The following is a 13,127-nucleotide window of genomic DNA, read 5'->3' as shown; positions in this document are numbered from 1 at the left end:
CGGTACCCGGTGGCATGGCTGCACATCAGCGCGCCCAAAGGCGCCGTACCCACCGCGACCTCGCGGTGTCTGTGCGGGCGGGACCGTAGCGCCATCGGCCACCGCCGCGTCCTGGACCTGATCGCAGCCCACACCGCCCACCGCGACACCTGCCCGCTCCGCATCACCCCGGAAGGGAGGGCCGCCGCATGACCGACACCATCGACGGGGCCAGGCTGCTCGATGAGGTGGAAGCCTTCCACCGGCGCTTCAACGTCTTCCCGCACGAGGCCGCCTACGTCGCCGTCACGCTGTGGGACGCGCACGCCCACCTGCTCGACTGCTTCGACTCCACCCCGCGGCTCGCTTTCCTGTCCCCGGAACCGGGGTCGGGGAAGTCGCGGGCGCTGGAGATCGTGGAAACCCTCGTGCCGCAGCCGATGACTGCGGTCAACGCGTCCGCCGCCGCCCTGTTCCGGTCCGTGTCTAACCCCAACGGCCGGCCGACGATCCTGTTCGATGAGATTGACACGGTCTTCGGGCCGAAGGCGGGGGACAACGAGGAACTGCGCGGCTTCCTGAACGCCGGCCATCGCCGAACCGGGGTCACCTACCGGTGCATCGGCGACGGCGGCAATCAGACCGTGCAGGCGTTCCCCTCGTACTGCGCGGTCGCGGTCGCCGGACTCGGCTCCCTCCCGGACACGATCATGACCCGCTCCGTCGTCATCCGCATGCGCCGCCGGGCAAGGAACGAGCGGGTGGAAGCCTTCCGCGCCCGCGTGCACGAGGCAGAGGGCCACAAGCTCCGTGACCGGCTCGCCCAATGGGCCGAGCGCGCCCGGGAGTCCGTCATGGGCGCCTGGCCCGAGATGCCCGACGGCGTCTCCGACCGGCCGGCGGACGTGTGGGAACCCCTGCTCGCCATCGCCGATGCGGTCGGCGGCCACTGGCCTGACCGAGCACGCGCCGCGTGCGTCAGTCTGGTGACCGCGTCCAAGGCCAACGACAAAGGCAGTCTCGGGATCAGGCTGCTCACCGACCTGCGTGACCACGTCATGGTCGGCATCGACCGGCTTCCCACCGTCGCGATCCTGGACCGGCTCAACGCCATGGACGACGCCCCCTGGGCCGACCTGCACGGCAAGTCGCTCGACAACCGGCGCCTGTCCCGGATGCTCGCCGAGTACATGACGGCGGACAACGAGCCCATCACCTCCCGCAACATCAAGACCGCCGGGAGCGTCCTGAAGGGCTACTACGCCGCCGATCTGCACGACGCCTGGGCGCGCTACTGCCCCCCTCCCCCCGAAAGTCCGCTACCTCCGCTACCCGGCACCGAAAAGACGGTCTGACCAGCACCGATGCGGTAGCGGAAACCGGCCCTTGGTGCCGCTACCGCGCCGCTACTCATCCGCTACCGCTACCCCTTCCCGCTACCCCGGACAGGCCCCTGACCTGCACGGTAGCGGCGGTAGCGGAAGTAGCGGCCCTCAGAGAGGCACCCCGAAGGACAGCCCCGGAGGAGTCACCGAATGAGCACCGCCGTCGCCCCCGTTGACCGCCTGCTCTACACCCCGGAGGAAGCCGCCGAAGCGCTCAGCTTCGGTCGCTCCACCGTCTACGAGCTGATGGCGGCCGGGGAGCTGAAGTTCATCAAGCGAGGACGGTCCCGCCGTATCCGGCGAAGCGACCTCGAAGAGTTCGTCAACGCGCTGGAACCGCAGTCCCACTGATCTGAACCCGCGCGGTGTGGCCCCGGACGGACTGTCCGGGGCCACACCGCGTCCGGAGGAGTGCATGAGCCCCCGCAAGGCCAACATGGAGTCGTCCATCTACCTCGGGTCTGACGGCTGGTGGCACGGCCGCGTCACGATGGGCGTCAAGAACGACGGTAGCCCCGACCGTCGCCACCGCCGGGCGAAGACCCAGACGGAAGTGCGCCGCAAGGTCCGTGAGCTGGAGGCGCTGCGCGACAAGGGCCGCGCCCCGAAAGCCGGACGTAAGCCCACCGTCGCGCAGTGGATGGAGACGTATCTGACCGAGATCGCGAGCCTGAAGCTCAAGCCGCGATCGCTGGACGACTACTGGTCGAAGACCCGCAACGACATCATCCCTGGCGTGGGACAGCACCGGCTCGACAAACTGGCCCCGGAGCACTTGGAGCGGATGTACCGCGCCATGCTGGACGAGGGACACGCCCCCTCGCACGTGCTGAAGGTCCACCGCATCCTGTCGCGGGCACTCAAGATCGCCCATCGTCGCCGGATCATCAGCGAGAACGTGGCAACGCTGGTCGACCCGCCCACCGTCGATGAGACCGAGGCCAACCCCTTCACCACCGAAGAGGCCAAGGCGTTCCTGGAGGCCGCGGCGAAGCGACCTACCTTCCTGCGGTGGTGCGTCGGCGTCGGCATGGGCTTCCGGCAGGGCGAGACGCTGGGCCTGCGGTGGACGTACGTCGATCTGGAGAACGAACTGTTCCACCCGCAGTGGCAGCTCCAGCGGCTCACGTGGCGCCACGGCTGCAAGGACCCGCACGCGTGCGGTGCCCGGCTCCACCGGTTCGAGCCGTGCCCGCCGGACTGCTCGACACACAAGGGCTACAAGCGCGGGTGTCCGAAGCCGTGCCCGAAGCGCTGCACTCGGCACGCGAGCACCTGCCCGGAACGCAAGGGAGGCGGGCTCGTCTTCACCCGGCCCAAGACCAGGAAGAGCCGGAACCCCGTGCCGATCCCGCCCCCGTTCATCCCCTACCTGGACGAGCACAAGGAACAGCAGGACGCCCTGCGTGCGGCGGCCGGCGACTCCTGGCAGGAGTGCGGTGCCGTCTTCACCCGGCCGGACGGACGCCCCATCGACCCGCGGGCCGACTGGGCGGAGTTCAAGGAGCTGCTGGCGGAAGCCGGGATCGATGACCGTCGTCTGTACGACGGGAGCCGTCACACCGCCGGCACGATCCTGAACGAGCTGGGGGTGGACATGCCGACCATCATGGAGATCCTGCGGCACACCCAGATCAGTCAGACCCGGCGGTACGTGAAGGGCCGCTCGCATCTGTCGAAGGACGCGATGCGCCGCATGGGTGACACCTTCATGCCCCGCCCGGAAGCCGCGTCTGAGACCAGAACTGAGACCGCCGACAGCCGCGCGGCCCGCGCACGGCGTCGTCGTCGGGTGCGCTGAACGCCGAAAGACCAGCTAGGAGCGTTCCTAGCTGGTCTTCGCAGTGGAGCCGCTTTCGGGATTCGAACCCGAGACCTACGCATTACGAGTGCGTTGCTCTGGCCATCTGAGCTAAAGCGGCGTGCTGTCCGCACCATGGTGCGATCGGCAACGTCGGTAAGTCTACACAGTTTCCGGGGGTGCTTCGTACCCGCCCCGGAGTGGGGGCTCCGGGGCGGGTGGCGGGGCTACGAGCAGCGTTTTCCGGTCGGCGGCGGGGTGCCGTTCAGGAGGTAGGCGTCGATCGCGGAGTCGATGCAGCGGCTGCCGCGGCCGTAGGCGGTGTGGCCGTCGCCGTTGTAGGTGAGCAGGCGGCCGGAGGAGAGCTGGTGGGCCAGGGCCTGCGCCCAGCGGTACGGGGTCGCCGGGTCGCGGGTGGTGCCGACGACCAGGATGGGGGCCGCGCCCTTGGCCTCGATGCGGTGCGGCTCGCCGGTGGCCCTGACCGGCCAGTACCCGCAGTTCAGAGCCGACCAGGCCAGGCCCTCGCCGAAGACCGGGGACGCCTTGCGGAAGGCCGGCAGGGCCTTCTTCACCTCTCCGGGCGAGGAGAAGGCCGCGGGCAGGTCCAGGCAGTTCACGGCCGCGTTGGCGTACATCAGATTGCTGTAGCTGCCCTTGGAGTCGCGTTCGTAGTAGCTGTCGGACAGGGCCAGCAGGCCCGCCCCGTCGTTCTTCTTCATCGCCGCGTTCAGCGCGTCGCGCAGTTGCGGCCAGGCCGACTGGTCGTACATCGCCGCGATGACGCCCGTCGTGCCCAGCGCCTCCCCGAGGCGGCGTCCGCCCGGGTCGCCGGTCGGGACGGGGTGGGCGTCCAGCTTGTGGAAGAAGGCCGCCAGGTTCTCCCCGGCCTGCTGCGGTGTGGTGTTCCGGTCGCCGATCGGGCAGTCGCTCTGCCGTACGCAGTCCTTCGTGAACGACTGGAACGCCGCCTCGAAGCCGGACGCCTGGTCGATGTTGATCCGCCGCGCGGACAGGGTCGGGTCCATCGCGCCGTCCAGGACCAGGCGGCCCACGCGGTCCGGGTACAGCCCGGCGTACGTCGCGCCGAGGAACGTGCCGTACGACGCGCCGACGTAGTTCAGCCTGCGGTCGCCGAGGACGGCGCGCAGGATGTCCATGTCCCGCGCCGCCTCCACCGTGGACACGTGTCGCAGCAGCGTCGGCTCGTGGGCGCCGCAGCCCTCCGCGAACTTCTGGTACGCGCCGATGAGCGCGTCGGTCTCCTTGTGGTCGTCGGGCGTCACGTCCGTCTGCGTGTACGCGTCCATGGCCCGGTCGTCCAGGCATTCGACGGGTTCGCTGCGGGCGACCCCGCGCGGGTCCATCGCCACCATGTCGTAGCGGGCGCGGATCTCGGCCGGGTAGCCCAGGGCGGCGTACTGCTGGAGGTAGCCGATGGCCGAGCCGCCCGGTCCGCCCGGGTTCACCAGCAGCGAGCCCAGCCGCTTGCCCGGGCCGGTGGCCTTCTTGCGGGCCACCGCCAGGCGGACGTCGCCCGCGGACGGCTTGGCGTAGTCGAGCGGGGCCTTCATCGTGGCGCACTGGAAGCCGGGGACCCCGCAGTCCCGCCAGGACAGCTTCTGGTCGTAGTACGGCACCAGGGCGGCCGGCGTGGACCGCGGCAGCGCGGCCAGCACCGCCTCCGCCGCGGGGGTGGTCCGGTGCTGGGTGCTTCCGGAGGAGCAGGCCGAGACGAGCAGGACCGCCGCCGCCAGGAAGGAACCGCCCGTGCGGGCGGTCCGGAGGCGTCGGCTGCTGCGCGGAGGGCTGTCCGGACGGGGGGCGCGCCTGAAGTACATCCAGCGATCGTAACTCTCTGCGATCATTTCGCCGCGCTCCGCGCTCAGAGGGGCTCGTACGAGTGATGCCGTCAAGGGCGGCTGACGCACCTCGCCGGGGGCGGCTCTCCCGCGCCGGAGGCCCGCCGTCAGCCCGCTCTCAGCGCCATCGTCATCGCCTCCACCGCCAGCAGCGGCGCCACATTGCGGTCCAGCGCGTCGCGGCAGGCCGCGATCGCCTCTATCCGGCGCAGGGTGGACTCCGGGGAGCTGCCCCGGGCGATGCGCTCCAGGCTGTCCTCGACGTCCGCGTTGGCGATCGCCAGACGGGAACCGAGCTGGAGGGCGAGCACATCGCGGTAGAAGGCGGTGAGATCGGTCAGGGCGAGGTCGAGGCTGTCGCGCTGCGTGCGCGTGCGCCGGCGCTTCTGCTTGTCCTCCAGATCCTTCATCACGCCCGCCGTACCACGCGGCAGCCGGCCGCCCTGCGCCGCGCCCAGCGCCGCCTTCAGCTCCTCGGTCTCCTTGGCGTCCGTCTCCTCGGCCAGCGCCTTCGCGTCGTCCGCCGCCGCGTCCACCAGCTGCTGAGCGGCCTTGAGGCAGCCGCCGATGTCGTCGAGGCGAAGCGGGAGCTTCAGGACCGCCGCCCGGCGCTCGCGCGCGGCCGGGTCGGTGGCCAGGCGGCGGGCCCGGTCGACATGGCCCTGGGTGGCGCGGGCGGCGGCCACCGCGACCTCGGGCTCGACGCCCTCCCGGCGGACGAGCATGTCGGCCACGGCGTCCACGGAGGGGGTGCTCAGGTTCAGGTGGCGGCAGCGGGAGCGGATCGTGGGCAGGACGTCCTCGATGGAGGGCGCGCACAGCAGCCAGACGGTGCGCGGCGCCGGTTCCTCGACCGCCTTCAGGACGGCGTTGGCGGACTTCTCGTTCAGCCGCTCGGCGTCCTCCACGAGGATCACCTGCCAGCGGCCGTTCGCCGGGGAGGTGAACGACTTGCGGACGGTGTCCCGCATGTCCTCGGCGAGGATCTGCGTGCCCACGGCGGCGACCGTGCTGACGTCGGCGTGGGTGCCGACCAGGGCCGTGTGGCAGCCGTCGCAGAAGCCGCAGCCGGGGGCGCCGCCGAGGGCACGGTCGGGGCTCACGCACTGCAGCGCCGCGGCGAAGGCCCGCGCCGTCTGCGTGACGCCCGCGCCGGGCGGGCCGGTGAACAGCCACGCGTGCGTCATCTTGGACGCCTCCGGCGGCGGGGCGGCGGTGGCGGCCGCCGTGACCAGGGCGTCGGCATCCCGGGCAGCGGCGCTCAGCTGCTCGCTGACCTTCTCCTGCCCGACGAGGTCGTCCCACACGCTCATGGGTCACGCCGCCCTTCCGTCATGTTTCGTGGTGCGGCATCCATTGTGCGGGCGACCACTGACAACCATACGGGCGGAGGACCCTGAAGCCCCCGAGGCCCGGGGTCTCAGCAGCCCTGAAGCCCCCGAGGCCCGGAGGCCCGGAGGTCCGGAGGTCCGGAGGCCTCAGGAACCCTGCAGCGCCAGAGGTCCAGGGCCCGGCGCCCCTGACCGCCCTCAGCGTCGCCGTCCGCCCCTCCTGCGGCCGTCCCCTCCGTCCGCGCCGCTGTCGGCGCCCCAGCCGTCGTCGTGCTCCTCGTCGTCCCCGCGCGGTCCCAGCAGCTCGTCCGCGAGCGTCGGGAGGTCGTCCAGCGGGGTCTCCTCGGCCCAGTCCGGGCGGGGCCGGCGGCGCGCGGGGCGGTCCGCGCCGTCCGCGCCGACCTGCGGCAGCTCGCGGGTGCGGTCGTCCGAGCCGTCGGGGCGGGCCGCCGCAGGACGCTCGTCCCGGAAGTAGCCCGGCGGCACCCGGTCCGCGGGATCGTCGCCGCGCCCCGGCACCGGACCCTCGTCCCGCACCGGAGGCAGCACGGCCGTCTCGTCGGCCGCGCCGCCGACCGGAGGCAGCTCGTCCCGCACCGGAGGCAGGACGGCCGTCTCGTCCGCCGCACCCGTGACCGGGGGCAGCACCGTCGTCTCGTCCGCCGCGCCCGGCACGACCGGCGGCACCGCGGGCTGCGGCAGCTCGGTCGTGCTCTCGGCCTCGGACTCAAACTCGGACTCGGACGCCGACCCGGCCCCGGACGCGCCGGAGCCGTGCGCGGAGCCCTCCTCGGAGGCGCCCTCGCCCCGGGCGTCGCGCACCGGCGGCAGCACCGCCGTCTCGTCGGCCGGGCCGCCCGCTGCGTTCGTCGGCGTCACGACCGGCGTCGGCACGGTCACCGCGTCCGACGGCGGTGTGACGGCGGCGGGCGGAACCGGCTTGGCAGGACCCGCCTGCGCGGCGGCCGCGGCCTCCTCGGCGGCACGGCGGGCCTCCTCGGCGCGCAGCAGCGCCTCCTCGGCCTTGCGCTGCTTCTCCAGCCGCCGCGCCTCGGCCTCGGCGTGCAGCCGGGCCTCCTCCTCGGCCTGCCTGAGCCGCCGTTCCTCCTCCGCCTTGCGCCGGGCCTCGGCCTCCGCGCGGGCCTGCTCCTCCGCGAGCAGCCGGGCCCGCTCCTCCTCGGCGCGCCGGCGCGCGTCCTCGGCCCGCTGCCGGGCCTCCTCGGCCTGCCGTTCGGCCTCGCGGCGCTGCGCCTCCTCCAGCTCGCGCCGCTTGCGCTCCTCCTCCTCGGCGCGCAGCCGGGCGAGCTGTTCCTGGCGCTCCCGCTCCAGGCGCTCCTCCTCGGCCTTGCGCCGGGCCTCCTCCTCGGCCTTCCTGCGGGCCTCCTCCTCGGCCTTCTTCCGCGCCTCCTCCTGGGCCTTGATCTCGGCCTCGGACAGGGGCAGCACCTGGTCGAGCCGGTGCCGGACGACCGTGGTCACCGCCTCGGGCTCCTGGCCGGCGTCGACCACGAGGTAGCGGCCGGGGTCGGCGGCGGCCAGCGCGAGGAAACCGGCGCGCACGCGCGCGTGGAACTCGGCCGGCTCCGACTCCAGCCGGTCCGGCGCCTCGGTGAAACGTTCGCGGGCGGTCTCCGGGGAGACGTCCAGCAGGACCGTCAGATGCGGCACCAGGCCGTTCGTCGCCCAGCGCGAGATCCGCGCGATCTCGGTCGGGGACAGGTCGCGGCCCGCGCCCTGGTAGGCGACGGAGGAGTCGATGTAGCGGTCGGTGATCACCACGGCGCCGCGCTCCAGGGCGGGCCGTACGACCGTGTCGACGTGCTCGGCGCGGTCGGCGGCGTACAGCAGCGCCTCCGCGCGGTGGGACAGGCCCTGCGAGGAGACGTCCAGCAGGATGGACCGCAGCCGCTTGCCCACCGGGGTCGCGCCCGGCTCGCGGGTGAGGACGACCTCGTGGCCCTTGGCGCGGATCCAGTCGGCGAGCGCCTCGGCCTGGGTGGACTTGCCCGCGCCGTCCCCGCCCTCCAGGGCGATGAAGAAGCCCGAGGACGCGGGAGCGGTCGCCGGGTCGTCGCCGCGCAGGGCGTCGACCAGGTCCTGCCGCAGCGGTACGCCGGAGCGGTCGTCGACCTTGGCGAGGACCAGCGCGGCCACCGGCAGCAGCAGCGCGCCGACCAGCATCAGCGTGAAGGCGGCGCCGCCGTGCGCGAACACGAACCTGCCGTTCTCCAGCCGGTGCGGGCCGATCCCGGCGGCGATCACGGGGGCGAGCACGGCGCCGAGGGCGACGAGGACCCGCACCACCGCGTGCAGGTGTTCGGTCATCCGGGGCCGACGGTAGTCCTCGGCCTCCAGGTCGAGCAGGGTGTGCCCGGTGTTGGCGGCGACGCCCGCGCTCACGCCCGCCAGGGCGAGCAGCAGCAGCACGGTGGTGACGTCCGGGACGAGTCCGGCGGCGAGCAGGGCGATGCCGGTCAGCGCGATGGCCAGCGCCAGCAGCCGGCGCCGCGACAGCGTGACGAGCGCCTTGGGCGCCGTACGGATGCCGGCCGCGACGCCGCCCGTCACGGCGAGCACCGCCAGTCCGTAGAGCACCGGGCCGCCGCCCAGGTCGGCGGTGTGCAGCGCGCACACGGAGACCGCGGCGGCGATCGCCCCGGCGACGGCCGCGGAGGCGAGCACGAGCAGCGGCACGGCTCCGGTGCGGCCCTTGTCGACGCCGGCGCCGGTCTTCGGGCGGCGCAGCCCCTCCAGCGGCGAGCGCGCGCGCGGGGTGCGCGTCGCGGGCAGCTCCAGGTAGGTCAGCACGGCGAGGGAGGCGGCGAACAGGCCGGCCGCGACGTACGAGGCGAGGGCCGCCTGGTGCTGGTCGAACCAGGCGAGGCCGGTGCCCAGCAGGTTGTTGAACAGGGAGGCGACGAGCAGGACGGCCGCGGCCAGCGGGATCGCCAGGAAGGTGGTGCGCAGCGACAGGCGGCGCAGCGCGTCGAGGTGGTCCGGCAGCGGGCGGACGGTGGCGCCCTCGGGCGGCGGGGCGGGCAGCAGCGCGGGGGCCGCGCTCTCCCGGCACACCGTCCACAGCCGCTCGGCGAGCCCGGTGACGAAGACCGTGACCAGCAGGAGGGTGAGCGCGTTGCCCGGGGTCCAGTCGATCCACAGCGGGGCGGCGATCAGCAGCAGGGCGCGCACGCCGTCCGCGCCGACCATGGTCCAGCGGCGGTCGAGCGGTCCCTCGGGCGCGGTGAGGGCGGTGAGCGGGCCGAGGAGGACCGCTCCGAAGAGCACCGTCGCCACTATGCGCGCGCCGAAGACCGTGGCCACGGCGAACGCGGCGCCCCGGTAGCCGCCGCCGAAGGAGCCCTCGGCGACCGCCGTCTGGAGGGTGAGGAGGACCAGCACCAGGAGCGCGAGGGTGTCCCCGACTCCGCCCACCAGCTGTGCGCTCCAGAGCCGCTTCAGCTGCGGCCGGCGCAACAGCGCGCGGACGGCGCGTTCGCGGGAGTCCGCCACCAGCGCGTCGTCCGGGGCGGAGGTGGTGGTGTGGGCCGTTGGCTGCTCGGCTCGCGTCATGCGTTCAGCCTATCGGGACGCACCGACAACACGTGGTGACCGTCCGAACGTGTGCACGCCCCGACACCAAAGTGATGCCGGGGCGTTCGTTCCGCGAACGAGTCGTGAAGAAACGGACCGGGCCGTCGCACCCGGCGTGTCTCCACGCGGCGCGTGCGCGGCCCGTCCCGGATCAGTCCTCCGCGGTGGTCGAGGACGTCGAGGAGGACGTCGCCTTCTTCGCGGCCGTCGCCTTGGCGGCGGTCGACTTCGCGACCGTCTTCTTCGCGGTCGTCGTCTTCTTGGCGGCGGTCTTCTTCGCGGCGGTGGCCGTGGTCTTCTTCGCCGCCGTCTTCTTGGCGGGCGCCTTCTTCGCGGTCTTCTTGGCCGGTCCCTTGGCGCGCTTCTCCGCCAGCAGCTCGAACCCGCGTTCGGGCGTGATCGTCTCGACGCTGTCGCCGGAGCGCAGGGTCGCGTTGGTCTCGCCGTCGGTGACGTACGGGCCGAAGCGGCCGTCCTTGACCACGACCGGCTTTCCGCTGACCGGGTCCTCGCCCAGCTCCTTCAGCGGCGGCTTGGCCGCGGCCCGGCCCCGCTGCTTGGGCTGCGCGTAGATCGCCAGCGCCTCTTCCAGCGTGATCGTGAAGAGCTGGTCCTCGGACTGCAGGGACCGCGAGTCCGTGCCCTTCTTCAGGTACGGGCCGTAGCGGCCGTTCTGCGCGGTGATCTCCTGGCCCTCGGCGTCGGTGCCCACCACGCGCGGCAGCGACATCAGCTTCAGCGCGTCGTCCAGGGTCACCGTGTCCAGGGACATCGACTTGAACAGGGACGCCGTGCGCGGCTTGACCGCGTTCTTGCCCGTCTTCGGGGTGCCCTCGGGGAGGACCTCCGTGACGTACGGCCCGTAGCGGCCGGCCTTGGCGACGATCGTGTGCCCGGTGGCCGGGTCGGTGCCCAGTTCGAAGTCGCCGCTCGGCTTGGCGAGCAGTTCCTCGGCCAGCTCCACGCTCAGCTCGTCGGGCGCCAGGTCGTCCGGGATGTCGGCGCGCTGGTGCTCCTCGGTGTCCTTCTCGCCGCGCTCGATGTACGGCCCGTAGCGGCCGACCCGCAGCACGATGCCGTTGCCGACCGGGAACGAGGACACCTCGCGGGCGTCGATCGCGCCGAGGTCGGTGACCAGTTCCTTGAGGCCGCCGAGGTGGTCCCCGTCGCCGTTGCCGGCGTCGGCCGCGCCGCCCTCACCGGTGCCTTCGCCGAAGTAGAAGCGCTTCAGCCACGGCACGGCACGGGCCTCGCCGCGCGCGATGCGGTCGAGGTCGTCCTCCATCCGGGCGGTGAAGTCGTAGTCGACGAGCCGGCCGAAGTGCTTCTCCAGGAGGTTCACCACGGCGAAGGACAGGAAGGACGGCACCAGAGCCGTGCCCTTCTTGAACACATAGCCGCGGTCGAGGATCGTGCCGATGATCGACGCGTACGTCGACGGGCGGCCGATCTCCCGCTCCTCCAGCTCCTTGACCAGGCTGGCCTCGGTGTAGCGGGCCGGGGGCTTGGTGGCGTGCCCGTCGACCGTGATCTCCTCGGCGCCGAGCGCGTCGCCCTCGGCGACCTGCGGCAGCCGGCGCTCGCGGTCGTCCAGCTCGGCGTTCGGGTCGTCGGCGCCCTCGACGTACGCCTTCAGGAAGCCGTGGAAGGTGATCGTCTTGCCGGACGCGCTGAACTCGACGTCCCGGCCGTCGGCGGCCCGGCCGCCGATCTTCACCGTGACGGAGTTACCGGTCGCGTCCTTCATCTGGGAGGCGACGGTCCGCTTCCAGATCAGCTCGTACAGCTTGAACTGGTCGCCGGTCAGACCGGTCTCGGCGGGGGTGCGGAAGCGGTCGCCGGAGGGGCGGATCGCCTCGTGCGCCTCCTGCGCGTTCTTCACCTTCCCGGCGTACGTCCGCGGCTGCGGCGGCAGGTAGTCGGCGCCGTACAGCTGCGTGACCTGGGCGCGGGCGGCGGAGATCGCCGTGTCGCTCAGGGTGGTGGAGTCCGTACGCATGTACGTGATGTAGCCGTTCTCGTACAGCTTCTGCGCGACCTGCATGGTGGCCTTGGCGCCGAAGCCGAGCTTGCGGCTGGCCTCCTGCTGCAGCGTCGTCGTACGGAACGGGGCGTACGGCGAGCGGCGGTACGGCTTGGACTCGACGGACCGGACGGAGAAGGCGGTGTTCTCCAGGGCGGCGGCGAGCGCTCGGGCGTTCGCCTCGTCGAGGTGGAGGGTGTTCGCGGTCTTCAGCTGCCCCAGCGAGTCGAAGTCGCGGCCCTGCGCCACGCGCCTGCCGTCGACCGACTGGAGGCGGGCGACCAGCGACGACGGGTCCGAGGGGTCGCCGGCGCGGCCGGTCGAGAAGGTGCCCGTCAGGTCCCAGTACTCGGCGGAGCGGAAGGCGATGCGCTCGCGCTCCCGTTCGACCACGAGCCGAGTCGCGACGGACTGCACCCGGCCCGCCGACAGCCGCGGCATGACCTTCTTCCACAGCACCGGCGAGACCTCGTAGCCGTACAGGCGGTCGAGGATGCGGCGGGTCTCCTGGGCGTCGACCAGCTTCTGGTTGAGCTGGCGCGGGTTGGCCACGGCCGCCCGGATCGCGTCCTTGGTGATCTCGTGGAACACCATGCGCTTGACCGGGATCTTCGGCTTCAGCACTTCCTGGAGGTGCCAGGCGATGGCCTCGCCCTCGCGGTCCTCATCGGTGGCGAGGAAGAGCTCGTCGGAGTCCTTCAGGAGGTCCTTGAGCTTCTTGACCTGGGCCTTTTTGTCGGCGTTGACCACATAGATCGGCTGGAAGTCGTGTTCGACGTCCACACCGAGGCGGCGGACCTCGCCGGTGTACTTCTCGGGGACCTCCGCGGCGCCGTTCGGAAGGTCGCGGATGTGCCCGACGCTCGCTTCGACGACGTAGCCGGGGCCGAGATAGCCCTTGATCGTCTTCGCCTTGGCAGGCGACTCGACGATGACGAGTCGGCGGCCGCCCTGTGCGGTCTCGCTGGTCGGGGACAACTTCGCTCTTCTCTCCGGTCGACGCTGGGTCTCGCTGGGTCTCCCCAGGCCGTGGTGGCACCCGGGGTCGGGTCGTGCTGACGCTGCGGAGTGTGACGGTACATCCCGCCCTCGTGTCAAACGGGAAAAGCCCGCAACGGCCACTCGAACGGTAACCCGACTACCGCCCTTCCTGCC

General features: G+C 72.4%; 7 protein-coding genes and 1 tRNA gene. 3 read left to right on the top strand and 5 right to left on the bottom strand.

Annotation, left to right across the window (positions count from 1 at the left end):
• Window positions 1-188: 188 nt before the first annotated feature.
• The 3 genes from K7787_RS21290 to K7787_RS21280 all read left to right on the top strand — a co-directional run bounded on the left by K7787_RS21290 (window position 189) and on the right by K7787_RS21280 (window position 3,165).
• Window positions 189-1,334, top strand: a complete 1,146-nt coding sequence (locus tag K7787_RS21290) for a DUF3631 domain-containing protein (RefSeq protein WP_223002576.1) — start codon at window positions 189-191, stop codon at window positions 1,332-1,334.
• 180 nt (window positions 1,335-1,514) lie between these two features.
• A complete protein-coding gene (locus tag K7787_RS21285) occupies window positions 1,515-1,715 on the top strand; it encodes a helix-turn-helix domain-containing protein (RefSeq protein WP_164587031.1) in 201 nt (66 codons plus the stop codon).
• Between the two features lie 64 nt (window positions 1,716-1,779).
• Window positions 1,780-3,165, top strand: a complete 1,386-nt coding sequence (locus K7787_RS21280; protein ID WP_223002575.1) for a tyrosine-type recombinase/integrase — start codon at window positions 1,780-1,782, stop codon at window positions 3,163-3,165.
• Between the two features lie 44 nt (window positions 3,166-3,209).
• Here the strand turns inward: K7787_RS21280 and K7787_RS21275 are convergent.
• From K7787_RS21275 to topA, 5 genes are all read right to left on the bottom strand, one after another.
• Window positions 3,210-3,286: transfer RNA gene (locus tag K7787_RS21275), tRNA-Thr, on the bottom strand.
• Between the two features lie 106 nt (window positions 3,287-3,392).
• Window positions 3,393-5,006 (bottom strand): alpha/beta hydrolase, encoded by a 1,614-nt coding sequence (locus tag K7787_RS21270; RefSeq protein WP_223002574.1) that lies wholly within the window; start codon window positions 5,004-5,006, stop codon window positions 3,393-3,395.
• 128 nt (window positions 5,007-5,134) lie between these two features.
• A complete protein-coding gene (locus K7787_RS21265; protein WP_223002573.1) occupies window positions 5,135-6,340 on the bottom strand; it encodes a DNA polymerase III subunit delta' in 1,206 nt (401 codons plus the stop codon).
• Window positions 6,341-6,556: 216 nt separating this feature from the next.
• On the bottom strand, window positions 6,557-9,928 hold the full coding sequence (tmk, locus tag K7787_RS21260) for a dTMP kinase (protein WP_223002572.1): 3,372 nt from the start codon (window positions 9,926-9,928) through the stop codon (window positions 6,557-6,559).
• Window positions 9,929-10,100: 172 nt separating this feature from the next.
• Window positions 10,101-12,950, bottom strand: a complete 2,850-nt coding sequence (topA, locus tag K7787_RS21255; protein ID WP_223002571.1) for a type I DNA topoisomerase — start codon at window positions 12,948-12,950, stop codon at window positions 10,101-10,103.
• Window positions 12,951-13,127: the final 177 nt, after the last annotated feature.

It is taken from the genome of Streptomyces sennicomposti (assembly GCF_019890635.1).
GTDB classification, from domain to species: Bacteria; Actinomycetota; Actinomycetes; order Streptomycetales; family Streptomycetaceae; genus Streptomyces; species Streptomyces sennicomposti.
The sequence above is the reverse complement of the archived record's forward strand: the minus strand, read 5'-3'. Positions and strand labels throughout refer to the sequence as shown.